Source organism: Exiguobacterium sp. CH10 (assembly GCF_018617635.1).
GTDB lineage: Bacteria > Bacillota > Bacilli > Exiguobacteriales > Exiguobacteriaceae > Exiguobacterium > Exiguobacterium aestuarii_A.
Genome location: NZ_JACSKO010000002.1, coordinates 364,497 through 390,688 on the forward strand (window position 1 = coordinate 364,497; position 26,192 = coordinate 390,688).

Below are 26,192 nucleotides of genomic sequence, written 5' to 3' on the forward strand. Positions count from 1 at the left end.
TTCCTGAATTACGTTAATACAGATTGCTTTTTTGGACAGATACACGTAAGATTTGAGATAGTGTTTGATCACAAAAAAGACAATTGTCTCATAGTTGAAAGGATGAGGTGAAACGAATGAACAACGTTCAGGTACTTCAAAACGTGGAAGAAAACTTCCAAACGTTCCGTATTCTCGACGAGAAGGGTGAGGTCGTCAACCAAGACGCAATGCCTGACCTAACGGACGAGCAACTTCAGGAACTCATGCGCCGCATGGTCTATACTCGAATCTGGGACCAACGCGCCATCTCACTTAACCGTCAAGGACGCCTAGGATTCTACGCGCCAGTGGCAGGTCAAGAAGCGACGATGATCGGGACGCAATACGCGCTCGACAAAGAGGACTGGATCCTTCCAGGATACCGTGATATTCCACAACTCGTATTCCACGGACTTCCGCTTTATCAAGCGTTCTTGTTCTCACGTGGACACGTGGCAGGAAACCGCATCCCTGAAGGTGTCAACGTATTGATGCCGCAAATCATCATCGGTGCACAAATCATTCAAACTGCGGGTGTGGCTATGGGCCTCAAACGCAACGGCAACAAAAATGTCGCTATTACTTACACAGGTGACGGTGGCTCATCACAAGGTGACTTCTACGAAGGATTGAACTTTGCAGGTGCATTCAAATCACCAGCAATCTTCGTCGTTCAAAACAACCGCTTCGCTATTTCGACGCCAGTTGAAAAGCAAACAGCAGCTAAAACGATCGCGCAAAAAGCTGTTGCAGCTGGAATCAACGGAATCCAAGTAGACGGAATGGACGTTCTTGCAGTGCTTGCAGCGACACAACAAGCTCGCGTAGATGCACTCGAAGGAACGCCAACACTCATCGAGTCACTCACTTACCGTTACGGACCACACACGCTCGCTGGGGATGACCCAACACGTTACCGTACAAAAGAACTCGACACAGAGTATCAAGAAAAAGATCCACTCGTGCGTTTCCGTCTCTTCCTTGAGAACAAGAAACTCTGGAACGAAGACATGGAGAACGAAGTGATCGAGCAAGCGAAAGCTGATGTGAAAGAAGCAATCAGCCAAGCTGACAAAGAACCAAAACAAAAAGTTTCGGACTTCATCAACAACATGTTCGAAGAACTTCCTTCAAACTTGAAAGAACAGCTTGAAGAATATACTGCAAAGGAGTCGAAGTAAGTTATGGCTCAAATGACAATGATCCAAGCGATTACTGATGCGATGCGCGTTGAAATGAAACGCGACGAGAAAGTACTTCTCTTCGGAGAAGACGTTGGTAAAAACGGTGGGGTATTCCGTGCGACGGAAGGTCTCCAAGACGAGCTCGGCGAAGACCGTGTCTTCGACACGCCACTCGCTGAATCAGGGATTGGTGGTCTTGCAATCGGTCTAGGTCTTACTGGATTCCGTCCAATCATGGAAGTCCAGTTCTTCGGATTCGTATTCGAAGTGTTTGACTCAATCGCAGCTCAAATGGCACGTATGCGTTACCGTTCAGGCGGCGCTTACAGCCAACCAATCACAATCCGTTCACCATTCGGTGGTGGAGTTAAGACACCTGAGCTTCACGCGGATAGCCTTGAAGGTTTGATGGCTCAGACACCTGGTCTTAAAGTCGTTATTCCATCGACTCCTTACGATGCAAAAGGTTTGTTGATCGCGTCAATCCGTGACAACGACCCAGTTGTGTTCCTCGAGCACATGAAATTGTATCGTTCATTCCGTGACGAAGTACCTGAAGGTGATTACACAATCGAACTCGGTAAAGCAGATGTGAAACGTGAAGGTACAGACGTTTCAATCATCACTTACGGTGCGATGGTGCATACTTCACTTAAAGCAGCGGAAGAACTCGAAAAAGAAAACATCAACGTTGAAGTCATCGACCTCATGACAGTGAGCCCGCTTGATATCGACACAATCGTAGAATCTGTTAAGAAAACAGGTCGTGCGATCGTCGTTCAAGAGGCACAACGTCAAGCAGGTATCGCAGCGAACGTTGTAACTGAAATTCAAGAACGCGCAATTCTTCACCTCGAAGCACCAGTTCTTCGAGTAACTGCACCAGACACAGTCTTTGCATTTGCACAAGGTGAAGACATGTGGTTACCAGACCATAAAGATGTCGTTGCAAAAGTTAAGGAAGTTGTGAACTTCTAAGATCGTGTTGAATAAACGATGAGGGAGAATGTTCTCCCTTGTCGTGTTTACATGATGAATTGATGGGAGGAAAAACCAGTGGCAGTATTTGAATTTAAATTACCAGATATCGGTGAAGGTATTCACGAAGGTGAAATCGTCAAGTGGTTCGTAAAAGCAGGGGATACGGTCAAAGAGGACGATGTTCTTTTAGAAGTACAAAACGACAAAGCAGTCGTTGAAATCCCAGCTCCAGTCGACGGTACAGTCAAAGAAGTTAAAGTTTCTGAAGGTACAGTTGCCGTAGTCGGCGACGTCCTCATTTCGTTTGACATCGAAGGCGACGCACCAGCAGGTGAAGAAGAAGCACCTGAACAACCGAAAGCAGAAGAGAAGACAGAAGACGTGAAAGAAGATGTGAAAGAAGACGCGCCACGCGACGTTCAACTTCACAAATCTGAGCGTGTCATCGCAATGCCATCTGTCCGTAAATATGCACGTGAAAAAGGTGTCGACATCCGTGAAGTAAACGGTTCTGGCGACAACGGTCGCGTCTTGAAAGAAGACATTGATGCATTCGCGAACGGTGAAGCACCGTCTGCAGAAGCTACAACAGAGAAAACAGATTCTGTAGCACCAGCAGCAGCTGCGAAAACGGAAATCAAGCCTTACGAGTCAGCGACTCCAGAACTTGAAACACGTGAGAAAATCCGTGGAATCCGTAAAGCCATCTCGAAAGCTATGGTTAACTCGAAACACACTGCACCACACGTTACGCTCATGGACGAAGTCGACGTTACAAAACTCGTCGCACTCCGCAAAGACTTCAAACAAGTCGCGGCTGACCAAGGCGTGAAACTCACGTACTTGCCATTCGTCGTGAAAGCATTGACTGCTGCAGCGAAAGCATTCCCAACAATCAACGCTTCAATCGATGATGTGAACGAAGAAATCGTTTACAAAAACTATTACAACATCGGTATCGCAGCTGACACGGACAACGGACTCGTTGTACCAGTCGTAAAAGATGCAGACCGTAAATCAATCTATGCACTTGCTACAAACATTAACGAACTTGCAGGTAAAGCTCGTGAAGGTAAGCTCGCTGGGGAAGACATGAAAGGCGGATCGATCACAATCACAAACATCGGTTCTGCTGGTGGACAATGGTTCACACCTGTCATCAACCACCCAGAAGTTGCAATTCTCGGTATCGGCCGTATCGCTGAGAAAGCTGTCGTGAAGAACGGTGAAATCGTTGCTGCGCCAGTACTTGCACTTTCATTCAGCTTTGACCACCGCCTCATCGACGGTGCGACTGCACAGAACGCTCTTAACATGGTGAAACGCTTGCTCGAAGACCCAGCACTTCTAATGATGGAGGGATAAGAACATGGTAGTAGGAGAATTCGCACAAGAAACTGATTTGCTTGTCATCGGTGCCGGTCCTGGTGGATACGTTGCCGCAATCCGTGGCGCACAGCTCGGAATGAAAGTAACAATCGTTGAGAAAGGCAACTTCGGTGGTGTCTGCCTAAACGTCGGATGTATCCCATCGAAAGCGTTGATCACAGCTGGACACAACTTCCAACACGCTAAAGGACATGATTCAATGGGAATCTCGTCTGACAACGTGTCAGTGGACTTCACAAAAGTTCAAGACTGGAAACAGTCAGTTGTTAACAAATTGACTGGCGGTGTCAAAGGTCTCCTTAAAGGGAACAAGATTGAAATCGTTCAAGGTGAAGCTTTCTTCGCTTCTGAAGACACAGTTCGTGTCATCACAGAAGACAGCTCAACTCCTTACAAATTCAAAAAAGCGATCGTTGCGACTGGTTCTACACCAATCGAGATTCCATCGTTCAAATGGTCAAAACGCGTCCTTTCTTCAACTGGCGCATTGGCACTTCCTGAAGTACCGAAGAAACTCGTCGTCATCGGCGGTGGATACATCGGTATGGAGCTCGGTACGGCATACGCTAACTTCGATACAGAAGTAGTTGTTGTAGAAGGCGCTAGCGACATCTTGTCTGGTTTCGAACCACAAATGACGCAAATCGTTAAGAAGAAACTCAAACAAAAAGGGAACGTCACAATCCACACAAACGCACTTGCTAAAGGTGTCGAAGAAACGGAAGACGGCGTAACTGTTAAGTTTGAAGTAAACGGTGAAGAGCAATCTGTTGAAGCGGACTATGTCCTCGTCACAGTTGGTCGTCGTCCAAACACAGGCGACATCGGCCTTGAGAACGCGGACGTTAAAATCAGCGACCGTGGAATCATCGAAATCGATGACCAGTGTAAGACTTCGAACGAAAACATCTATGCAATCGGTGATATCGTTCCTGGACCACCACTTGCACACAAAGCATCTTACGAAGCGAAAATCGCAGCGGAAGCAGCAGCAGGTAAGCCAGCTTACCTCGACTACTCTGCAATCCCTGCAGTCGTCTTCACAGATCCTGAACTTGCAACGGTTGGTTACACTGAACCACTCGCAAAAGAAGAAGGACTCGAAATCACAGTTTCGAAATTCCCATTCGCAGCGAACGGTCGTGCACTTGCACTTGACGAGCCAGACGGCTTCATGAAGCTCATCACTCGCAAAGAGGACGGTCTCTTGATCGGTGCTCAAATCGCGGGTACTGGTGCATCAGATATGATTGCTGAGCTTGGTCTCGCAATCGAAGCTGGTATGACTGCTGAAGATATCGCACTTACAATCCACGCTCACCCATCACTCGGTGAGATGGCAATGGAAGCTGCTGAAATCGCAATGGGTATGCCAATCCACGTCGTTAAATAAGAATGTCAATAAAAACTCTCTCACTTTTCGTGAGAGAGTTTTTTGATATAGGTGACGACGCGTTCGACTTCTTGGAATCCGATTTTCTCGTGGAACTGTTGGCTGCTCTCGTTTTCAAGTTCGGTATCTGATGCCAGTTCGATACAACCATGACGTGCCGCGAATGTTGAGGCAGCATCAATCAGACGGGCGGCGACACCTCTTTGACGCTCTGCTTCAATGACATAGATTCCTTCCACATAGGCTGTCGGAGACATGCTTGAACCTGGCACATAGTCATGCCGGAAGCTGAGCTGGCAAAATCCAATCGCTTTTGTGTCAGAAGATGCGATGAAGTAATGCATTTTTTTTGAAGCAAGACCGAGTTTGACTTCCATCCGCAATTCCTCAATCGGGGCGTCGGGCCATAGCTCATGCATCAATTGCGCGAGTGCTTCTTGGTTTGACGGTTTGGCATACTCAATTTTCATGATGACTCTCTCCTTAGGTTTCATACTTGTAGTATAAAGGAAAATACTTGTGAAGAGAGAAGGGAGGGAATCCTGATGGCATTCGATGAGGAGTTATTATATACCGTATCCGAGACGAGTCGTGTACGTTTCACCGGGATTGAGACAGAAGCTGCCCGCTATGACTTTGGTTTCGTCTATACACATCAATTCATGGGCAAGGTATTAGTTGTCTGTATGCAAACGGGTCAATCGGCCCTTCTCGATCTGCATGCGCTAGAAGAGCCCCGTCAATTGTATCCGATGCTCGGCATTAACTTGAATGATACAGAACACGTCGCTGAATTTTTACGACTCTGCCTAGTTGAAAAAACAGAAGCATCTGAAGAAATTGACACTTGAAAACATGTAAGCGTTTTCTTATAATAGGCAATAGGGGAAGCAATTCGATCATCTACAGCCACCTTTTCTGAGATGACATAAAAAATGAGCCGGTCACTATGACCGGCTCATTTTTTATTTAGCGAATCGCTTTTGTTTGTTGGATGACTTTAATCATTTGAAGAGACTCATCTTCAAGACCTTGAACCGGGAGACCGGCTTCGATGTTGGCCATGATGTATTCGAGTGTCGACGTTGTGATCAATTCACCTGGAATGATGATTGGAATTCCTGGTGGGTACACCATAATGAATTCAGCTGAAATGCGTCCGACGGCGTTCTCAAGAGGGATCGTCTCCGTCTCTTCATAAAATGCATCACGCGGGCTAAGAGCCAATGGCGGGATTTCAGGAAGCATGATTGAGAGTGAGTCATTCCCAGACTTCTGATAAACGGACACGACGTCACGCATCGCTTCAATCAATGCTTGAATCGTCGACTCATCGTCTGCTGACGTAACAATGAAGAGCACGTTCAATAAATCTGACATTTCGACTTCGATGCGGTGTTTCTCACGAAGGTACTTCTCGACTTCAAATCCTGTCACACCGAGCTCGCGAACAGATACGAGAACTTTTGTCTCATCGAGTGCATAAGTCGATTCTGAGTGAAGCTCCGCGTGTCCGTAAACCGACAAGTTTGGCATTTGACCGATTGCTGTCCGTGCTGCTCGAGCAAGGTCAAGCGCACGTTCGTTCATCATATGACCTTTCGTAGCAAGCTGTCGACGCGCCGCATCAAGAGAAGCAAGGAGCAAGTATGATGTTGAAGTCGTCGTGATCATCGAAAGCATCGCATGTATCCGCTCTGGTGAAACGAGACCACGGCGCACGTTCAAGATGGAACTTCCTGTCATCGATCCGCCAAGTTTATGCACGCTCGTTGCCGCCACGTCCGCTCCCGCTTGCATTGCCGAGAGTGGGAGTTCATCGTGAAACGGAAGATGGACACCGTGTGCCTCATCGACAAGTACGGGTACATCTTGTGCATGAGCGACGTCAACGATGCGCTCCAAATCACCCGCGACACCGAAATAAGTCGGGTTGATGACGAGTACGGCTTTTGTATCAGGGTGAAGCTCGAGTGCACGTTCTACGGCACTTGCTGTAATCCCGTGCGCGATGCCGTACGTCTCATCGAATTCTGGGTGGATGAAGACCGGGTGTGCACCCGTCAAGACGAGCGCGGACATGACCGATTTGTGCACGTTACGTGGAACGATGATTTTCTCATTCGGTCCGACGACGCCCATGATCATCGCCATGATGGCACTCGACGTTCCTTGAACGGAGAAAAAGGTCTCATCAGCACGGAACGCCTCTGCCGCCAAGCGTTCCGCTTCAGCGATTGCCGCTTTTGGATGATGAAGGTCATCGAGTGGGGCAATGTTAATCAAATCAATTTTTAGGGCGTTTTCGCCAATAAAGCCACGAAACTCCGGATCCATCCCTTTCCCGCTCTTGTGACCAGGAATATGGAACGCAATCGGATTTGAGTCGACATGTTCAAGTAACGTGTCAAATAGTGGCGTTTCGAGCTGAGTAGCACCTTTTAATTTCAATCGTAAATCCCCCTTGGAATCAGTTTATTTATTAGATGAATGATATCGTTACGTTATATGTTTTTTTAAAAAAAAAGAAGCAACAAAAAAACTATAGAGATTTCTGACGTAACTTGCAATAGTTTTTTTTGTTGATACAATGAGTGTCGAGGTGAACAATATGCAAATCAATTATCCGATTAATCCGGATTGGACGACCGATGAATTGATCGAGGTCGTCGAGTTTTATAATGTCGTCGCACAAGCGAACGAAGGTGGAGTCGAGCGTGAGGTTTTCCTAGACGCGTATCGAGCCTTCAAGCAAATCGTAACATCTAAGTCAGAAGAGAAACAACTGAACGCGGTTCACGATGAACAGACTGGATATTCTACGTATCGTACCGTTCAGGCAGCGATGAAGTCATCGAGCAAAATGATTAAATTGTAAGTCCGAGCATGCCCGTGCAAATTCAGGCATGCTTTTTTGTTATTACTTCTTAAAAGTCGGGTACAGTTATCTAACACTTATTCAGGTTTAAGGGGATTGAAATTGGGAATATATCCATTAAGATAAAAAATTCAAAATAGTCAGACAATTCTCTTTCTTTTTCGAATTTTATCTGATATACTCAATTCAACTCACTAAACCGTAACTTGTAGCCCAACAAAAGGAGTGTGGCATCTTATGAAACAAGTGATTGAGGCATTCAAAAGAAAAGACGCAGAAAAACGGATTCCGGTGCTGCGCTTGGAGATTGATTATGAATTGGCAACCCTTTTCGATGCGATGGCGTCACAGGATGATGCTACAGTTCAGGCTAGCAAGCATCGGTTGGAGAAGTACCGCCAAGAATTATTGCGTCTCGAAGCCTGACCATTACACACACATTCAACCAGTATTCCGAGCGGATACTGGTTTTTGTTTGGTACAATACAGTTGAGGTGATCACAGATGATAGAATGGTTTGCAGTCGATTTAATCAAACAGGCGGGAGAACTGATTCGTCGCGAGATTGATCAACATTATGAAGTGGAACGGAAGACCGGAAAAGGAGACTTGGTCACTGAGATTGACCGAGCGGTGGAACAGTTGATTGTCCACCGTATTCAAAACCAATTCCCGGACCATCAAATCATGGGGGAAGAAGGGACGACGGATACGCCAGACACGTTATCAGGAACGGTATGGTTCGTCGATCCAATTGATGGGACGTTAAATTTTATTCATCAGAAGCGTATGTTCGCCATCTCGGTGGCCGTGATGGTCGATGGGGTCGTAGAGTACGGATTTGTCTATGATGTGATGGCAGATGAGATGTTCATGGCAAGAAGAGGGTATGGTGCGACATTAAACGGACGGACGTTGACGAATCTACATGAACATCATGTACGAGATGCATTTTTGAGTATGAATGCGACGTGGGTCACCCCGAACCATCAAATTGCCCCGGAAATCCTTGCCCCGATTGTTCGGGACTCGATTGGGACACGGGCACACGGCGCTGCATCGCTTGAGCTTGCTTGGCTCGCCGCAGGACGAGTGGACGGATACATTACGATGCGCAACATGCCGTGGGATTATGCTGCAGGGAAATTGCTCGTAGAAGAAGTGGGTGGACGGGTCGTTTCCTTATATGGGGAACCGATTCGATACGATGGGAGAACATCTGTATTGGCAGGAAGCGAGACATTCGTCAATGACGTCATCAAACACTATGTCATCGCAAAAGGGGTGACCCCGGAAGCGAAGCCGGATCTTCAAATCGTGAAACATGAATCATATGAAGAAATTCGTGATTTGCTTGTTTTAGCGAATCCGAATGAAGCGATGGTGCGAGAACAGTTTCAAACAGGACGAACGTTTAAAGCGTTACTCGGAGGAGAAATCGTCGGTGCCTATATGCTTGTATCGCATGGGGCAGGACGAATCGAGCTTGTCAATATCGCGGTGAAACCGGAGAGGCAAAATCAAACGATTGGTCAGCGGATGCTACAAGACGCAGTAAAACGGGCGACGGCACTCGGCGGTCAAGAACTCCTCGTTTGTACCGGGAATTCAAGCATCATGCAATTGCGCTTTTATCAACAAGCCGGATTCCGATTTGATTCTGTGGAACGTGATTACTTCATGAATCATGGGTACGATGCGATTGAGGAGGATGGTTTGGTCTTACGTGACCGCATCTGTTTGACACGTCCGATTTGAATCATCAAATAAAAGGAAAGAGGGTTGCTCTGACAAAAGTCGGGCAACCCTCTTGTGTTTATGAAGATTGACGATCAGAAAGAATGCGACGGCGTAATTGAATACCAAAGAATGTCGCGACACCACTAAGTACGAGACTGCCTAAAATGATGGCGGCGCTTCCTTCGGCCACCCCAATGCCGATGCCGACAAATCCGGCGACGACGGTCATGGCAATCAATAGAAACATAAGCTGCATGGAGACTCCTCCTTATTTTCTCTTCTCCCCCCCATTGTATGATAAAAAACGTCCAATGAAAACGTTCACAGTCGATTCCACTCGACAAAGGTACTGTGACGTGTGCTATACTCTTAAAGTTGAAGAAAAGCTGAAACTTTTTAAATAAGAGAGGAATAACTACATGAACGTAAGAACAAACCTTCGTAACGTAGCCATCATCGCTCACGTTGACCACGGTAAAACAACGTTAGTCGATGAATTATTGAAACAGTCTGGTACTTTCCGGACGAACGAGGCAGTCGCAGAACGCGCGATGGACTCGAACGATATCGAACGTGAGCGCGGAATCACAATTCTCGCGAAAAACACGGCAATCGATTACAAAGACACACGCATCAACATCGTAGATACGCCAGGTCACGCAGACTTTGGTGGGGAAGTTGAGCGAATCATGCGTATGGTTGATGGCGTTATTCTCGTCGTCGATGCGCGTGAAGGCTGTATGCCACAGACTCGCTTCGTATTGAAAAAAGCACTCGACCAAGGACTTCGTCCGATCGTCGTTGTTAACAAAATCGATAAGCCGATGGTTCGCCCACTCGACGTTGTCGATGAAGTCGTCGATCTCTTGATCGATCTTGGCGCAGATGAAGATCAACTTGAATTCCCTGTCGTCTATACATCGGCTGTCAGCGGTTCAAGTTCGTTCGATCCTGATCCAGCAAACCAAGAAGACACGATCACACACGTGCTCGATACAATTCTTGAAAACACACCAGCTCCAGTGGATAACTCAGATGAGCCACTTCAATTCCAAGTGACGATGCTCGACTACGATAACTACCTCGGTCGTATCGGTGTAGGTCGCGTCTTCCGTGGGAAAATCAAAGTCGGTGAGCAAGTATCGCTCTGTAAGACAGACGGTACAGTGAAGCAACTCCGTGTCACGAAATTGTTCGGTTACTTCGGCCTCAAGCGCGTTGAAATCGAAGAAGCTAAAGCAGGTGACTTGATCGCTATCGCCGGGATGGAAGACATCAACGTTGGTGAGACAGTTACGCCAGTCGGTAAAGAAGAGCCACTTCCGCTCCTTCGTATCGATGAGCCAACACTTCAAATGCGCTTCATGACGAACAACTCGCCGTTCGCAGGACGTGAAGGGGACTTCGTCACTGCACGTAAGATCGAAGAGCGTTTGATGAAACAACTTGAGACAGACGTGTCACTTCGTGTGGAAAACACGGATTCTCCTGACCAATGGATCGTATCAGGACGCGGTGAGCTTCACCTCGGTATCTTGATCGAGAACATGCGTCGTGAAGGCTACGAGCTTCAAGTATCGAAGCCACAAGTTATCATCCGTGAAGACGAAAACGGTACGAAAGTTGAGCCGTTTGAGCGCGTGATCATCGACGTACCAGAAGAGTACACAGGTTCAGTCATGGAGTCGATCGGTCTCCGTAAAGGTGAACTTGCCAACATGAACACGAACGATAACGGTCAGACACGTATGGAATTCATCGTTCCATCACGCGGACTCATCGGTTACCGTAACGAATTCTTGTCGGCGACACGTGGATACGGAATCTTGAACCACACGTTCGAAGAGTACCGTCCGTATATCGCAGCTGATATCGGTGGTCGTCGCAGTGGTGTTATGGTTTGTATCGAAAACGGGAAGTCAACGGCTTACTCAATCGGTGCACTCGAAGACCGTGGAACGATCTTCATCGAGCCAGGTACGGATGTATACGAAGGAATGATCATCGGTGAATGTAACCGTGACGTCGACCTTGCGATTAACGCCGTTAAAGGGAAGCAATTGACAAACATGCGTGCTTCAGCAAAAGACTCGACACAAGTCTTGAAACGTCCGCGCGTCTTCTCACTTGAAGAGTCGCTCACGTTCTTGAACGATGACGAGTACTGTGAAATCACGCCAGAGTCAATCCGTCTTCGTAAGAAAATCTTGAACAAGAACGAACGCGAGAAAGCTGACAAGCGTCGTAAACTTGGTAAAGAATAAGTAGTAGAAAAGGGAACGCTTCGGCGTTCCCTTTTGCATGGAATAGTGTAGAATGGATGTGTATGAAATAAAGGGGGACTCTTTGTCTTGAAAGCTTCTCAAACAATCGATATCACACAAATTGATGTTCCGTGGATTGCCTCGATGCTAGGTGTCGGGAGCGACCCGAACGATTTTTCGGTCGGATTCAACGCACTCGTTGTCACGGTCATCTTACTGACGATTCTCGTCTTTAAGCTTGGTTTTGCAAAACAATTGGCATGGTGGAAATCACTGATCGTCTATATTCTACTTGCACTTGGCGCAGGGACGATGGCGCTCGTCTTTTTCACGTGGCCGATTCCAGAAGTACTTGCTGTCATGGCCATCGTGTTGGCCATCTATCGCGGTCGTCTTTGGTGGAACCGTCGTCAGGATGCAGTCGAGTCATAAAAAATACGGGCGTCTCTTCGGAGGCGCCCGTTTTCATTACCAATTTCGCTTTTGTCGAAATGTAGGATATAACTTGAATTGTCCAGATGCGGCGCGTTCAGCCGTACGTTCGCTGATTCGCTCCTGACAGTCTTGACACATATACGTTTTAGCCGGCTTGTTGCGCAATCGTTTTGCTTCAAACGACCATGAGTCGATTGTTTCGATTTTATCGCAAAGAGAACATTTTACACGCATCTTCTCACCTTCCTCTATAGGATGAGTATAGCATGATTTCATTCGTTGAAAGCAGGGAATTGAATCGATAAGGGAGAATGGTACAACCATACCCGGTTAAAAGGAGGGGAGTTGAATGGCGAGTAAGGCAACGTTTGAATTGACAGCCGCTCAACAGCGATTGTTGAATGACATGCCGTTAACATTTCTCGTCGGTTTTGATGAGGCAAAGCGTTGGCCAATCAGCCACGCCATCAGTTGGGTGCAAGCACTCGACAAGGACACGATGCGGTTCGCTTTAACCAAGAATTCGCATATCGTGACGATTTTATCAACCGAAAAGACAGCAGGTCTCATCTTTATCGAAGATGGTCAGTCCTATCATGTTTTACTTTCATCCATTCGAGAATTTGAACCAGCGGTAAAACCGAGCCTTCATCTTCGTTTTTTTGAAGGACATGTCGAAGAAGTGAGAAATATCTCATTTTATGGTGCAGCATACGCTCAGCCCGAAATTACGAAAACGTATGATATCCGAGCGGCGGAAAAATTAGACCGTGAAGTGAAAGAAAGTCTTCATTCTTGATTACCATCCTATAGTCGAGGGGCGGCAAAGTCTATGAAAAAAACGTATGTACTCGATACGAACGTACTCCTACATGATCCGCTATCCTTATTTCAATTTGAAGAACATGACGTGGTCATCCCGGCCATTGTCTTAGAAGAACTTGATGGTAAAAAACGAAACATGGATGAGGTCGGGCGGAACGCCCGTGAAACGTCGCGTGTTCTAGACCAGCTCCGAACTTCGGGGAAACTTCATGACGGCGTCCCACTTGAAAACGGTGGACGTCTCTTTGTCGAGATTGGACACGAACACGAAGTCGATATTCCATTCGACGTGATGACGAACGATAACCGCATCCTACTCGTTGCCTTAAAATTAATGAAACAATACGAGCATGACACGAACCATAAAGTCGTCGTCGTCTCAAAAGATATATTGGTCCGTGTGAAGGCGGACGCGATCGGAATTGATGCCGAAGACTATCTGACCGACCATATCGTCGATACGACGAATTTGTATGCCGGCTATCGTGAAATCGAGGTCGATCAGGCACTCATCGATGAATTTTATAAAGTACGCCAACTTCCGACATCCGCATTGACGAAACAAACGTTATATCCGAATTCGTTCGTCGTGTTAAAAAGTAACGTGTCGAAAGCGAGTGCGCTCGCGGTGGTCGACACGCTCCAACCGATTGTTCGTCCGCTAGCGCTCGACGCTGACCACATCTGGGGAATTCATCCACGAAACGTCCAGCAACGCATGGCGCTCGACTTATTGTTGCGAGATGACATTCCGTTCGTCACGTTACTCGGGAAAGCGGGAACCGGAAAGACGCTCCTTGCCCTAGCGGCAGGACTCTCACTCGTTGAGGACGAGCAACGATACAATAAGCTCGTCGTCGCCCGACCGGTCGTCCCGATGGGGAACGATATCGGCTACTTGCCAGGAGAGATGGAAGAAAAGTTACGTCCATGGATGCAACCGATCTATGATAATCTAGAATTTCTCTTCAGTGCCAATTCAAAAGATGAGCTAGGGAATATTCTGGCCGGCATGAAATCGATTCAACTCGAAGCGCTCACTTATATTCGAGGAAGAAGCATGCCCGACCAGTTCATCATCATCGACGAAGCTCAAAACTTAACGAAACATGAAATCAAGACGATTCTCACCCGAGTCGGGGAGAACTCGAAAATTGTTCTCGTCGGTGACCCGTACCAAATCGACCATCCGTATTTAGATGAATATTCGAACGGATTGACATACGCCGTTGAACGATTCAAAGGACAAAATGTCTTCGGTCACGTCCAATTGGTAAAAGGGGAGCGTTCGTCTCTCGCAAGATTGGCGGCCGACTTGTTATAAGCGAGATACACAAATAACGCCGAGCTAAGCGCTCGGCGTTATTTTGTATCGAGTTGTAGCGATTGGACGTTCGTCCGTTCTAAAAAGGCGTTTGAAATCATGATCAATCCTGTGACGATGAACAGTGCGGAAAATCCGAAGTGTGCTACGATTTGGGATCCAAATAGCGGTCCGAGTAGATTTCCCATGAACTGAGCGGACTGATTATAGGAAAAGATTCTTCCGGTTGCAGCGGTTGGTGTATGCTGCCGCAGCAACGACTGAACGGATGGCATCAATGCAGCGGTCGCAAATCCAATCCCGAAGCGTAACAGAATGAGTTGGGTCGTCGATGTGACGAATGCTTGCGGGATTAAGAATAAACTGTAGAGTAGCAGTGCCCAAAATAAGATCCGTTCTGCCCCGTATCGGTCCGATAATCGTCCGAGACGTTGCGCCGAAAAGAGAGCGGCGAGCCCAGGGGAAGATGCGACAATCCCTGCCATGAAGGCAAGTGCGGTCGTATGCGGATTTAATTCACGTACATATAACGTCAAGAGTGGTCCGATTGATTGTGTTGAGAACTGGATGAGGAACGTTGTCACAAACAACCCGACAATCAATTGCGGATGCCGCAGTGAGGCGAAAATGGACTTCACTGAAGCGAGTTCATCACGTTTCACTGGGACAAAGTCTTCTTTTACGAACCAGAGCGTGATGAGGAATGTGAGGAAGAGTGCACTTCCGGTAAAGAGAAAAACGGATCGAAGCCCAATCCAGTCTGCAAGTAGTCCGCCGATGAGCGGGCCGAGTAGACCACCAGTGATTCCACCGGTCGACAAGGTACCGAGCGCCCAGCCACTTTTCTCTTTTGGGGTTTGGGAAGCGACTAAGGTGATACCGGCTGAGATAAATCCAGAAACGGCACCCATGAGTAAACGCAACCCGACCAGTTGATACACGTCTTGCACAAAACTAATGAGAAACATCACGATGGCCATTCCGAGGCTTGCTCGGATAAGCATCAACTTTCTCCCTTTTTGGTCAGCCAGACGTCCCCACATCGGGGAAACGATGGCGGCCACGAGGAACGTCGCGCCGAACGCGATCGCCGACCAAGTGACGACATGGTCAGGGTCCTTTACACCGAGTTGTTCAATAAACAACGGCAGGAAGGGGAGGACGAGACTCATTGAAGCGGCGGTCAAGAAGCTACCGATCCAAACAACTATTAAATTTCGTTTCCAAAGAGGCATCGTAAGCGTCACGACCTTTCATATTCAATTTGTAGTCAATACACTACATATTACACTTTGTGAAGTAAAAAGTCCAAAAAATGAGAAGGAAAGTTCCTTCTCATTGATTGCTCAGTACGGTTATGTGATTCACTTGGCGAATGACCTGATCTTCATATAATACATAGACCGGTCCGTCAGCGAGTACTTTCCCGTCTTTTGAAAATTGTAAGTACACGCGTGATGCTTCGCTAAGCGACAGCGTCAACACCGTTTCTCCGTAAAAACGGACGTGTGTGGCCATATCAATTGGTTCGGCATTGTTCAAAAATGGTGCGAGCGGCATCGCGAACGAATCGCGCAAAGCTGCGTCTTTATCTTGACGAGACATCGGCTTATTGTGGTCGATTCTTGTTCCTTGTGATAGACCATCGTCCCATGCTTTCCCCATTTTCGCATAGTAAGCCTCACGGTCATTCTCGGTCACCGAGTCCAATTCTTCAATCTTTCGTTTTCGGTCGTCAAAAATCCATACGGTCGGATCGATCGTCAAACTGTGACGAACCGCTCCGTCTAGTGGAAAAATCATGCTTACATCCCCCTTTATACACATTACACGTTTCATTATAGCGCTCTTTCTCGTAAAATGGAAAAGAGGAAGAATGTCGCAATCATCCATACTGTACATTGAATTATGATGAAAGATAATGTACAGTTGAGTTATGACAAACAGTCTGTCATCGTACGGAGGAGGGGTCGTAGTGGCGACAAATTTGGCTGCAATCCAACGGGAGCAAGCGCTTCAGTTACTCGAGGCGGATGCTGAAAAAATCCGTTGTCTGATTGAAGTGCAGTTAGAAAACCTAAAAATGCCGAAGTGCCCGCTTTATGAAGAGGTGCTTGATACACATATGTTTGGACTATCGCGCCAAATTGATTTTGCGGTTCGTCTTGGACTCATTTCAGACATTGAAGGTAAAGGACTGCTCGATTCATTGGAACAAAAGTTGTCTGCCTTGGCAGAAGCTTCAGAATTATGAACCTTATACTCAAACTGTGCAAGTGGCGCTGTTTGAGTATTTTTTTATAAAGGTTGTCGGATTGTTTTACATAAGGAAGTGAATACATGAAAACACGGTTTCGGTATTTTGATTTTGCGTTGTTTTTGTCAGTGCTCTTACTCGTCGGGATCAGTTCGATCATGATTTACAGTGCGAGCGTTTGGAATCGTGGGGACTATGCGAATAGCAGCTTGTTCTATCGCCAGCTCGTCTACGTAGGAATCGGGATCTTTGTCTACTTGATTGCGACGCTGTTCCGCTATGAGATGTTTCGGAAGAAAGGCATTCGTCTCAGTCTCTATGCGGTCTCTGTCATCTTGCTATTTGTTACATGGGCGATGCCACCATTGAACGGGGCACGGGCTTGGCTCATCATCGGCGGATTTACTATTCAACCGGTCGAGATTGCCAAATTCGTTCTCATCATACTGCTTGCGAACTATTACCACGAGCTATGGAATAATGAGTTAAAAGGACTACCGGGACGTCTCGCTCGGGCTGCCATCGTGAAAAAAGGGTGGCGCGCTCAAATTGGTGCCTTCTTCTTAGTACCTGTTCTCTTTTACTTCTCATTCTACGCCATCGCCATCAATGGGCAACCAGACATGGGAGGATTATTCGTCCTCGGATCAATCATGCTTCTCATGTGGTTCGGAGTCGGGGCGCCACTTCGAATCATGATTCCAGGGATTTTAGCCGGTGTCGGTGCTGTGTTCTTATTGTTCACGACAATCTTCTCAGAGAATCAACGGAGCCGGATTGAGGTCGTGTTCAACCCGTTCATGGACCCGGAAGGATACGGTCATCAGTTGCTCATGTCGATCATCTCGATCGTACATGGTGGATTGACCGGTGTCGGACTCGGGAACAGTTTTCAAAAGTATGGGTATTTACCAGAACCTGAAACCGACTATATTATGTCAATCATTGCTGAAGAGTTAGGGTTCTTCGGTGTGCTGACGGTTTTGGTACTACTCTTCTTCATCGCGTTTCGCGCGATTCATATTGCCAATCATGCAGATAGTCATTTTGCGATGTTCGTCTCGTTTGGCATTGCATCACAAATCATCATTCAAACAGCCATCAATATCGGTGCGATGTCTGGTTGGTTCCCAGGGACAGGGGTGACCTTGCCGCTGGTCAGTTATGGGGGAACATCGCTGATTATGATGATGGGTGTTCTCGGGGTACTTAGTAGTATCTCGATGCGTAACCGTCATCGAGAAGCGACACGACGAGAAGAAATTCGGGTGAAGTCCGAAGAGAACGTTCAACGTTCATCGCTTCATGTGGTCAGGTAAGAAACATTTAAATTAATTTAACGGGGGGATTTCATTTGAAACCAATTAAAAAGTTACTTGTTGCAAACCGTGGGGAGATTGCCATTCGCGTATTTCGAGCGGCAACTGAGTTAGGCATTCGGACTGTAGCCGTCTATTCGCAAGAAGATAGCGGTTCATTACATCGCTTTAAAGCCGATGAAGCCTACTTGGTAGGACTCGATAAGAAGCCGATTGATGCGTACCTCGATATCGAAGGTGTCATTCGTATCGCCAAGGAATCAGGTAGTGACGCGATTCACCCGGGATATGGTTTCCTTTCAGAAAACATTGACCTCGCACGACGTTGCCGTGAAGAGGGCATCATCTTTGTGGGTCCACACGAGTCGCACTTGCATGCGTTCGGGGACAAAGTGCGGGCACGTCAGAGTGCGATTGCTGCAGGTCTTCCTGTTATCCCAGGCTCGAACGGTCCGCTCACTTCGTATGAAGATGCAGAAGCGTTTGCGAACGAACACGGCTTCCCACTCATGGTCAAAGCATCAATGGGTGGCGGAGGACGCGGGATGCGTGTCATCCGTACAGAAGCGGAAATGAAAGATCTCATCGAGCGCGCGAAATCGGAAGCGAAACAAGCGTTTGGTTCTGATGAAGTGTACATAGAGAAATTAGTCGAACGTCCAAAGCACATCGAGGTTCAAATTCTCGGAGATGAGCACGGTCACATCGTTCACTTGTTCGAGCGTGACTGTTCAGTGCAGCGCCGACATCAAAAGGTCGTCGAAGTGGCACCGTGTGTGACATTATCCGAAGAATCACGTCAAGCGATTTGTGATGCGGCGGTTCAACTTATGCGTCACGTCGGATACGTCAACGCCGGTACGGTTGAATTTTTAGTGACGGAAGACGAATCATTCTACTTCATCGAAGTAAACCCACGCGTCCAAGTTGAGCATACAATCACAGAGATGGTCACAGGGTTTGACATCGTTCAAACGCAATTGATGATTGCACAAGGAGAATCGCTTCACGGTGATATGATTCAAATGCCGAAGCAAGAGGACATTAAACTTCTCGGTTATGCGATTCAATCACGTGTTACGTCAGAAGACCCAGGGAACAACTTCATGCCGGATACTGGGAAAATCATGGCATACCGTTCTCCAGGTGGTTTTGGTGTCCGTCTTGACGGCGGAAACGCGTACGTCGGTGCAGAAATTTCACCGTACTACGATTCACTTCTCGTGAAACTGTCGACGCATGGTATGACATTCGAACAAGCCGCTTCGAAAATGGTGCGAAACTTGAACGAGTTCCGAATTCGTGGAATCAAGACGAACATCCCATTCTTGATTAACGTCATGAAGCATCCGAACTTCATCAATGGGGACTACAACACGTCATTCATCGATGAGACGCCAGAACTTTTCGTCTTCCCGAAACGAAAAGACCGTGGTACGAAGTTGTTGAACTATATCGGCGATGTGACAGTGAACGGATTCCCAGGAGTCGGTCTGAAAGACAAACCGATCAGCCGCTCGGTACGTATCCCGCAAGACCTACCGACAGAAGCAAAACCGGGAACGAAACAAATCTTGACGGAACTCGGTCCAGACGGCCTGGCTGACTGGATCAAACGTCAACCGGAACTGTTATTGACGGATACGACGATGCGTGACGCGCACCAGTCATTGCTTGCGACGCGCATGCGGACGCAAGACATTCTCAATATCGCAGAGCCGACAAGCAAACTGATGCCAGAATTGTTCTCAGTCGAAGCATGGGGTGGAGCGACGTTCGATGTCGCATACCGCTTCTTGTCAGAAGACCCATGGGTACGTCTCATGAAGCTTCGTGAGAAGATGCCGAACGTCTTGATTCAAATGTTGCTTCGCGGCGCGAACGCGGTCGGGTATAAAAACTATGCGGACAACGTCATTGAGAAGTTCGTGCATGAAGCGGCGTATGCAGGAGTCGACGTATTCCGAATCTTCGACAGTCTTAACAACCTAGAGTCGATTCAATTAGCAATTGATGCGACGTTACCGACAGGAAAAGTAGCGGAGGCGGCGATTTGTTATACAGGTGACTTGTATGACGGAAACCGTCCGAAATATCATCTTCCGTACTACATTGACCTTGCGAAGAAACTTGAGGCGAGTGGTGCGCATATTCTAGCCATTAAAGATATGGCCGGCTTATTGAAGCCGGAATCAGCCTATGCGCTCGTGTCAGCATTGAAAGATGCGGTCGATTTGCCGATTCACTTGCATACACACGATGCTTCAGGGAACGGGATCTTCACTTACGCACGTGCGACGGATGCTGGTGTCGACATCGTCGACGTTGCCGCAAGCTCGATGTCAGGGATGACATCGCAACCTTCAGGTGGAAGTTTAGTCTACGCGCTCAACCACCACGAACGTCAGCCGAAGATTGATCCGAAACAATATGAAGTGATCAGTGATTACTGGCAAGACGTGCGCCACAACTACGAACCGTTCGAAAGTGATATGCGCGCACCGCATCCGTCTGTATACGAACACGAGATGCCAGGTGGTCAATATTCGAACCTTCAGCAACAAGCGAAAGCAGTCGGGCTTGGAGACCGTTGGGGAGAAGTGAAAGCGATGTATGCCCGTGTCAACATGTTGTTCGGAGATATCGTCAAGGTTACCCCTTCTTCAAAAGTCGTCGGTGACATGGCGCTCTTCATGGTGCAGCACAACTTGACAGAAGAGGATGTGATGACGCGTGGCCATCAACTCGACTTCCCGGACTCGGTCGTCGAGATGATGCGCGGCGAGTTAGGTACACCTCCTGGCGGTTTCCCGAAAGATGTCCAACAAGTCATCTTAAAAGGGGAGGAGCCACTGAACGTTCGTCCAGGTAAACTGATCAAGCCATATGACTTTGAATCAGCACGCCAAGAGTTGTTCGAGAAGTTTGAGCGACCGGTCACAGACTTTGAGCTTCTTGCCCACGCGCTCTATCCGAAAGTATACGAAGACTATGTCAAACATACGACGACGTACGGTGACGTATCCGTCCTCGACACGTTGACATTCTTCTACGGATTAAACGTTGGTGAGACGATTCAAGTTGAGATCGAGACAGGGAAGACGTTGATCATCAAGCTCGTACAAGTGAGTGCGGCAAACGAAGATGGCATTCGTCTCGTCTCTTATGAGATGAACGGCGTACCACGTGAGATCGAGATTAAAGACGTGAACGTCAAATCAGCGACAACGAGTCGTCCGAAAGTGGATCGTTCGAACCCGAAACAAGTCGGTGCCTCAATGCCGGGCTCTGTTTTGAAAGTGTTAGTCGAGCCAGGAAGCCGTGTTCATCGTGGAGAGCAACTGCTCGTCACGGAAGCGATGAAGATGGAAACGACGATTCAGGCAGCACAAGATGGCGAGATCAAAGCCATCCATATTAAAGAAGGCGACACAATACAAAGTGACGACTTGTTGATTGAATTTGTATAATCAAAAGAAGCATAGTTCGCTATGCTTCTTTTTTTGTAGATGGGAGTGGAAATGATGAAACGAGTATGTTGGTTTAGATCTGATTTTAGATTGACCGATAATCATATGCTTCACCGTGCGCTGAACGATATGGAAGAGGGGGATGACCTCGCTTTCGTCTTTTGGCTAAACCCGAAATATTGTGATCCGTTTGAAGTCCGTCACGATTATTTCTTCTCGACGATGCGAACGTTTATGGATGACTTGGAGACAAAAGGTTTGGGGCTTCGAGTGCTCGTTGCGGAAACGGAGAAGGATTTCGTGGAACAGCTCGGGGAGATAGATGCGCTATACTTCAATGCGGAGTATGTAGAACCGTTTAAACAGCGAGACGACAGTGTCATCGAGGCACTTGGTGAAGAAGTCAAAGTCGTCCGACTCCTTGATCGGCATCTGTTTCATCCCGATGCGTTCAGTACGAAGAGTGGAGACCCGTATAAAGTGTTCACCCCGTTCAAAAAAGCGGCTTATGCCGAGCAACCGCCGAAACCGTACGATGTCGATATCGATCGTTTAACGGATTTCATCAGCTCGAAAAACGAGCAGCCGAGTGAACTGAAAGACTTGTTCAAACGCTGTGAGCGAGAGTGGAAAGGGCTAGGGGAGACCGAGGCGAAGAAGCGGTTGACGCGCTTCGTCAATGATCGGATGGTCGATTATGAAGAAAAACGTGACATCCCGAGTATTGCCGGGACGAGCCGGTTATCCCCATACTTACGGACCGGTGTATTATCGATTCGTACGATTACCGAGCAGGTGCTGGCCGCCAGAAAATCTAAAGGACGCGACACGTATTACGACGAACTGTTGTGGCGCGAATTTTATTATATGGTGATGGCGAAGTTCAAAGGATTGAAAGATCAACCGTTCAATGACAAATACAAATCGCTCGAATGGGAAGACAATGAGGAGCAGTTCGAAAAGTGGTGTAACGGGGAGACGGGTTATCCGATTGTCGATGCAGCGATGCGTCAATTGAATGAGACCGGATGGATGCACAACCGTCTACGCATGATTGTCGCATCTTTCTTGACGAAACACCTTCTTCTCGATTGGCGGAAAGGGGAACGGTATTTCGAGAGGAAGTTGATTGATTACGAGGCCTCTTCGAATATCGGGGGGTGGCAATGGGCCGCCTCGGTCGGGACGGACGCTGTTCCGTATTTCCGTATTTTTAATCCGACGACGCAATCTGAACGGTTCGACCCAGATGGGACGTTCATCCGGAAGTATGTGCCGGAGCTGAAACATGTGACAGACAAATCGATTCATTTTCCGGACCCGTCAGAGCGAGACAATTATGCGATGCCGCTCGTCGACCATAAAGAAGCGAGAGAGCGTGCCCTCGAACGATTTAAAGAATTGTAAGTAAAAAAGCGCCGCGGCGCTTTTTTACTTACTTATCCGTTCATGTCTTTCAATTGTGAATCACTTTGTCGGTCCGTCGAACGGTACGCGTGGTAAGCGAGATAGGACAGGATGCCGAAGTAACAAGTGATCAAGAAGGCATGGAGGAGCGGCACATATGTGGCATGCCCGCCGAGTACGATCCATGCGCCAGTCCCGACTTGAAGAAGAATGAAGAAAAGGGACGCCATCATGCCGCGTTCGATTAATCGATTCATCTCTTTTCGAGCAAGATAGAGGACATACAACGTGTACAAGACGAGTAGTCCAGCCATCACACGGTGACCCATTTGAACATAAGACTCAAACGTCCACACTTCTTGTTCACAAATCGGCCAACCGACACAAGCGTATGTAGCACCGAGGTGACGGACATAGGCTCCTGTGTAAACGACGATCATCGTGTAAATCGAAAGACCGTAAAGATGAGATCTTAACCGTCTCGATACGACTTTATGCTCTCGGTCACCTTCGAATAATAGAATCGTCAAAATGAGTAGCGATGCAAACGAGACGAGAGAAATCCCGAAGTGAAGGGCCAAGATGGCATCTGATTGTTGCCAAATAACCGCCCCTGCTCCAATGATTGATTGGATGAGCATAAAGATAAATGCAAGAAACGCAAAGATTTTTACATCGACACGATGTTTGACCGCGATGAACGTCCAAATGGCGAGTGCGATGATCAAGAGACCTTCGATTCCCGAGACGACGCGGTGACTGTACTCGATCATCGTCTCAACACTTGGATTGGTCGGAATCAACTTACCGTGACAGAGTGGCCAGTCTGTTCCACAACCATCCCCTGAGTCTGTCTTCGTCACGGTTCCACCCATGATGAGGACAAGCATCATTCCGAGGGTGACAAACCCTGAGAAAAACGCGAGTTTTTTATGCATGCAATACCACCTGCTTCTAATCAAAATCCGTTAAAAATGTACCTTGTTTATTTATATTTTTTTCGCCATACTTATTATACGGCTTTCCGTTCAAAAAACGAAATGGAAAAGCTTGCAATCGTTATCAAAAACGTTATTCTAATATTAGTAAGGCACATAAGGTGTGACAAATATCACACTATTGACACAAAAAACTCGCTATTTTACAAGCATAAAGGGCGTATTTTATAAAAAAATATGGTATCTTTGTAGAGAGTTAAGTGTATTTTGTTCATATTGTGTTTTTTCTGTGAAGAGAATGCGAGGATTTCGTGATTATGTGGGGGGGTCAGTATGACAAAAGTCAACCCAGGAATGACTGTAGATGTAGAATATACAGAGTCAACGTCATTCCGAGATTACGTCGCCTTAGCGAAAATGGGAATCGTTCGTGCCAACTTGATGTTGGTGTTTGCAGGTTTCTTCGTGGCAGCGACGTATCAGAGCGATACGCCAGTCCTTTATTTGTTTGAAGTTTGGCCACAGCTCTTATTAACGATGTTAGGAAGCGCACTCGTGATTTCGGGGAGTTGTTACCTAAACAACTTTGTGGACCGAGATATCGATTACTTAATGGATCGTACGGACAATCGACCGAGTGTAAACGGCAAGATTTCAGGGGAGAAGATTTTACTCCTCGGATTGACACAACTTGCGTTAGGAACTCTGTTATTGCTCCTTGTATCGTACGTCGCCGCTGTATTCGGTTTAATCGGGGCATTTTTTTATGTCGTGATTTATACGATGTGGCTGAAGCGTACGAGTACGCTCAATACGGTCGTCGGTAGTATTTCAGGAGCCGTTCCACCGCTCATCGGTTGGGCAGCGCTCGACCCGGCACTTCATATCGATGCGTGGCTCATGTTTCTTGTCATGTTCTTATGGCAACCACCTCACTTCCTAGCGCTCGCTATGCGACGCACAGAAGAGTATCGAGCGGCAGGCATTCCGATGCTTCCGGTCGTGAACGGATTTGCCATCACAAAACGGCAAATCATCTGGTGGATTGCGACGCTGATTCCGGCATCGCTCTTATTTATGCACTATGGTCTTGTTTACTTGACAGTCGCAGCCGGTTTAGGGGGCTACTGGTTGTATCTCGGATTGAAAGGATTCAATGCCGAGGATGAAATTAAGTGGGCAAACAAAATGTTCTTCTATTCATTAATTTATTTAGTCGTGTGGATTATCGCGCTGATTTTGACAGCACTCTGATGATTGCACTCACTATATAGAAAACCATTACACATCATTTTGGGAGAAAGTGGGGATTGTTGTGAAATCATTTAAGAAGCTTCTGTTTGGCATCGTCCCGATGATGATGTTCGCAGTCCTGTTGTCAGGTTGCGGTCAAGAGGGATTGTCTGCATTGAAGCCGATGGGAGAAGGCGCTGAGCTTCAGCTCCGCATCATTCTCATCAGTTTGGCAATCATGCTCTTCGTACTCATCATCGTATCGGTCATTTACGTGTACGTGCTCATGAAGTTCCGTCGGAAAGATGAATCGATTCCGAAGCAAGTTGAAGGTAGCAGTACACTTGAGATGATTTGGACAGTCGTTCCGATTATCCTTCTCATCATTCTCGCTGTTCCGACAATCACAACGACTGTCGAACTCGCGAAAGCGAAAGAAGCAAAAAAAGAAGAAGAAATCAACGTTACAGCAAACTTGTACTGGTGGGAATTTGAATATCCAGAAGCAGGTGTTGTGACAGGTCAAGAACTCGTCATCCCAGTTGGAAAACGAGTCGGCATCAACTTGACATCAAAAGATGTCATTCACTCATTCTGGGTACCAGCTTTATCTGGTAAAACAGATACGAACCCAGGACTTGATAACGAAATGTGGTTACATGCAAATGAACCAGGTACTTACTACGGGAAATGTGCAGAGCTTTGCGGTCCGTCACATGCCCTTATGGACTTTAAAGTCATCGCGCTCGAGCAAGAAGAATACGATCAATGGCTCGCTGACATGAAAGCCAAGCAAGACGAGAACGGTGAGAAACTCGTCGCAGACAACACGAACTTGACGACAGGTGAAGAAGTGTATGTTCAAAGCTGCTTGAGCTGTCACGGCGGCGGTAAAGTTGCACCAAGTTTAACGAACTTCGGCGATCGCGAATGGCTCGCAGGTTACCTCGAAAACAACGAGGACAACTTGAAAGAGTGGATTCGTAACCCGCAAGATAAGAAACAAGGGGCTCTCATGCCAGGTTTCAATGAAGGTCAAATCAGCAACGAAGAATTAGACGCACTCGTTGACTTCTTGTATGAGCAGAAGATTGACTAACGGGAAAAGGGGGATTTCACGTGGCACAGACCACT

The 26,192-nt window shown here is 47.3% G+C and carries 25 protein-coding genes; 18 read left to right on the top strand and 7 right to left on the bottom strand.

Annotation, left to right across the window (positions count from 1 at the left end):
• The first annotated feature begins 116 nt into the window (after positions 1 to 116).
• The 4 genes from pdhA (at position 117) to lpdA (ending at position 4,968) form a co-directional block, all read left to right on the top strand.
• Complete coding sequence (gene pdhA, locus KNP04_RS08655) at positions 117 to 1,202, top strand: pyruvate dehydrogenase (acetyl-transferring) E1 component subunit alpha (protein ID WP_015881258.1); 1,086 nt, start codon at positions 117 to 119, stop codon at positions 1,200 to 1,202.
• A gap of 3 nt (positions 1,203 to 1,205) precedes the next feature.
• A complete protein-coding gene (locus tag KNP04_RS08660; RefSeq protein WP_214875347.1) occupies positions 1,206 to 2,183 on the top strand; it encodes an alpha-ketoacid dehydrogenase subunit beta in 978 nt (325 codons plus the stop codon).
• A gap of 78 nt (positions 2,184 to 2,261) precedes the next feature.
• The gene (locus KNP04_RS08665; RefSeq protein ID WP_214875348.1) at positions 2,262 to 3,551 is read left to right on the top strand and encodes a dihydrolipoamide acetyltransferase family protein; all 1,290 of its coding nucleotides are present in this window, start codon (positions 2,262 to 2,264) and stop codon (positions 3,549 to 3,551) included.
• 4 nt (positions 3,552 to 3,555) lie between these two features.
• Positions 3,556 to 4,968 carry a dihydrolipoyl dehydrogenase gene (gene lpdA / locus KNP04_RS08670; protein ID WP_074034989.1) on the top strand — a complete coding sequence of 471 codons (1,413 nt, stop codon included), beginning with the start codon at positions 3,556 to 3,558 and terminating at the stop codon, positions 4,966 to 4,968.
• Between the two features lie 20 nt (positions 4,969 to 4,988).
• Here lpdA and aac(6') read toward each other — a convergent pair whose 3' ends face one another.
• The gene (gene aac(6') / locus KNP04_RS08675; protein ID WP_214875349.1) at positions 4,989 to 5,438 is read right to left on the bottom strand and encodes an aminoglycoside 6'-N-acetyltransferase; all 450 of its coding nucleotides are present in this window, start codon (positions 5,436 to 5,438) and stop codon (positions 4,989 to 4,991) included.
• A gap of 75 nt (positions 5,439 to 5,513) precedes the next feature.
• On the opposite strand from aac(6'), the gene KNP04_RS08680 reads away from it, so the two are divergent.
• Complete coding sequence (locus KNP04_RS08680) at positions 5,514 to 5,819, top strand: DUF3055 domain-containing protein (protein WP_074034985.1); 306 nt, start codon at positions 5,514 to 5,516, stop codon at positions 5,817 to 5,819.
• A gap of 118 nt (positions 5,820 to 5,937) precedes the next feature.
• Here the strand turns inward: KNP04_RS08680 and KNP04_RS08685 are convergent, their stop codons facing one another.
• Positions 5,938 to 7,419 (bottom strand): aminotransferase class I/II-fold pyridoxal phosphate-dependent enzyme, encoded by a 1,482-nt coding sequence (locus tag KNP04_RS08685; RefSeq protein WP_214875350.1) that lies wholly within the window; start codon positions 7,417 to 7,419, stop codon positions 5,938 to 5,940.
• A gap of 160 nt (positions 7,420 to 7,579) precedes the next feature.
• On the opposite strand from KNP04_RS08685, the gene KNP04_RS08690 reads away from it, so the two are divergent.
• From KNP04_RS08690 to KNP04_RS08700, 3 genes are all read left to right on the top strand, one after another.
• The gene (locus KNP04_RS08690; RefSeq protein ID WP_214748331.1) at positions 7,580 to 7,846 is read left to right on the top strand and encodes a UPF0223 family protein; all 267 of its coding nucleotides are present in this window, start codon (positions 7,580 to 7,582) and stop codon (positions 7,844 to 7,846) included.
• A 237-nt stretch (positions 7,847 to 8,083) separates the two neighbouring features.
• The gene (locus tag KNP04_RS08695; protein WP_015881266.1) at positions 8,084 to 8,272 is read left to right on the top strand and encodes a hypothetical protein; all 189 of its coding nucleotides are present in this window, start codon (positions 8,084 to 8,086) and stop codon (positions 8,270 to 8,272) included.
• A gap of 78 nt (positions 8,273 to 8,350) precedes the next feature.
• Positions 8,351 to 9,604: an inositol monophosphatase family protein gene (locus KNP04_RS08700; RefSeq protein ID WP_214875351.1), complete on the top strand. Its 1,254-nt coding sequence runs from the start codon at positions 8,351 to 8,353 to the stop codon at positions 9,602 to 9,604.
• 58 nt (positions 9,605 to 9,662) lie between these two features.
• Here KNP04_RS08700 and KNP04_RS08705 read toward each other — a convergent pair whose 3' ends face one another.
• Positions 9,663 to 9,842 (bottom strand): DUF5325 family protein, encoded by a 180-nt coding sequence (locus tag KNP04_RS08705; protein WP_214875352.1) that lies wholly within the window; start codon positions 9,840 to 9,842, stop codon positions 9,663 to 9,665.
• Between the two features lie 163 nt (positions 9,843 to 10,005).
• Here KNP04_RS08705 and typA point away from each other — a divergent pair, with 163 nt between their 5' ends.
• Together typA and KNP04_RS08715 are read left to right on the top strand one after the other, a co-directional pair.
• Entirely contained in the window at positions 10,006 to 11,850 is a 1,845-nt protein-coding gene (gene typA / locus KNP04_RS08710) for a translational GTPase TypA (protein ID WP_214819560.1), read from the top strand.
• An 87-nt stretch (positions 11,851 to 11,937) separates the two neighbouring features.
• The gene (locus KNP04_RS08715; protein ID WP_074034961.1) at positions 11,938 to 12,282 is read left to right on the top strand and encodes a YlaH-like family protein; all 345 of its coding nucleotides are present in this window, start codon (positions 11,938 to 11,940) and stop codon (positions 12,280 to 12,282) included.
• Positions 12,283 to 12,318: 36 nt separating this feature from the next.
• Here KNP04_RS08715 and KNP04_RS08720 read toward each other — a convergent pair whose 3' ends face one another.
• The gene (locus KNP04_RS08720; protein ID WP_214819563.1) at positions 12,319 to 12,519 is read right to left on the bottom strand and encodes a YlaI family protein; all 201 of its coding nucleotides are present in this window, start codon (positions 12,517 to 12,519) and stop codon (positions 12,319 to 12,321) included.
• 115 nt (positions 12,520 to 12,634) lie between these two features.
• Here KNP04_RS08720 and KNP04_RS08725 point away from each other — a divergent pair, with 115 nt between their 5' ends.
• Together KNP04_RS08725 and KNP04_RS08730 are read left to right on the top strand one after the other, a co-directional pair.
• Positions 12,635 to 13,084, top strand: a complete 450-nt coding sequence (locus KNP04_RS08725) for a PNPOx family protein (RefSeq protein WP_214695585.1) — start codon at positions 12,635 to 12,637, stop codon at positions 13,082 to 13,084.
• 33 nt (positions 13,085 to 13,117) lie between these two features.
• Positions 13,118 to 14,434 (top strand): PhoH family protein, encoded by a 1,317-nt coding sequence (locus KNP04_RS08730; protein WP_214750046.1) that lies wholly within the window; start codon positions 13,118 to 13,120, stop codon positions 14,432 to 14,434.
• A 38-nt stretch (positions 14,435 to 14,472) separates the two neighbouring features.
• Here KNP04_RS08730 and KNP04_RS08735 read toward each other — a convergent pair whose 3' ends face one another.
• Positions 14,473 to 15,681, bottom strand: coding sequence for a multidrug efflux MFS transporter (locus tag KNP04_RS08735; RefSeq protein ID WP_353047919.1), 1,209 nt, complete (start codon positions 15,679 to 15,681; stop codon positions 14,473 to 14,475).
• Between the two features lie 88 nt (positions 15,682 to 15,769).
• The gene (locus KNP04_RS08740) at positions 15,770 to 16,237 is read right to left on the bottom strand and encodes a hypothetical protein (protein ID WP_214819567.1); all 468 of its coding nucleotides are present in this window, start codon (positions 16,235 to 16,237) and stop codon (positions 15,770 to 15,772) included.
• A 172-nt stretch (positions 16,238 to 16,409) separates the two neighbouring features.
• On the opposite strand from KNP04_RS08740, the gene KNP04_RS08745 reads away from it, so the two are divergent.
• The 4 genes from KNP04_RS08745 (at position 16,410) to KNP04_RS08760 (ending at position 22,887) form a co-directional block, all read left to right on the top strand.
• Positions 16,410 to 16,688, top strand: coding sequence for an Fpa/YlaN family protein (locus KNP04_RS08745; RefSeq protein ID WP_015881276.1), 279 nt, complete (start codon positions 16,410 to 16,412; stop codon positions 16,686 to 16,688).
• 86 nt (positions 16,689 to 16,774) lie between these two features.
• The gene (locus KNP04_RS08750) at positions 16,775 to 18,010 is read left to right on the top strand and encodes an FtsW/RodA/SpoVE family cell cycle protein (protein WP_214783962.1); all 1,236 of its coding nucleotides are present in this window, start codon (positions 16,775 to 16,777) and stop codon (positions 18,008 to 18,010) included.
• 35 nt (positions 18,011 to 18,045) lie between these two features.
• Complete coding sequence (locus KNP04_RS08755) at positions 18,046 to 21,480, top strand: pyruvate carboxylase (protein WP_214783958.1); 3,435 nt, start codon at positions 18,046 to 18,048, stop codon at positions 21,478 to 21,480.
• Positions 21,481 to 21,534: 54 nt separating this feature from the next.
• Entirely contained in the window at positions 21,535 to 22,887 is a 1,353-nt protein-coding gene (locus tag KNP04_RS08760; protein ID WP_214819570.1) for a cryptochrome/photolyase family protein, read from the top strand.
• 32 nt (positions 22,888 to 22,919) lie between these two features.
• Here KNP04_RS08760 and KNP04_RS08765 read toward each other — a convergent pair whose 3' ends face one another.
• Entirely contained in the window at positions 22,920 to 23,825 is a 906-nt protein-coding gene (locus KNP04_RS08765; protein WP_214783952.1) for a COX15/CtaA family protein, read from the bottom strand.
• A gap of 333 nt (positions 23,826 to 24,158) precedes the next feature.
• Here KNP04_RS08765 and cyoE point away from each other — a divergent pair, with 333 nt between their 5' ends.
• On the top strand, positions 24,159 to 25,079 hold the full coding sequence (gene cyoE / locus KNP04_RS08770) for a heme o synthase (protein WP_214691742.1): 921 nt from the start codon (positions 24,159 to 24,161) through the stop codon (positions 25,077 to 25,079).
• Between the two features lie 100 nt (positions 25,080 to 25,179).
• Positions 25,180 to 26,157 carry a cytochrome c oxidase subunit II gene (coxB, locus tag KNP04_RS08775; protein WP_074035327.1) on the top strand — a complete coding sequence of 326 codons (978 nt, stop codon included), beginning with the start codon at positions 25,180 to 25,182 and terminating at the stop codon, positions 26,155 to 26,157.
• Positions 26,158 to 26,192: the final 35 nt, after the last annotated feature.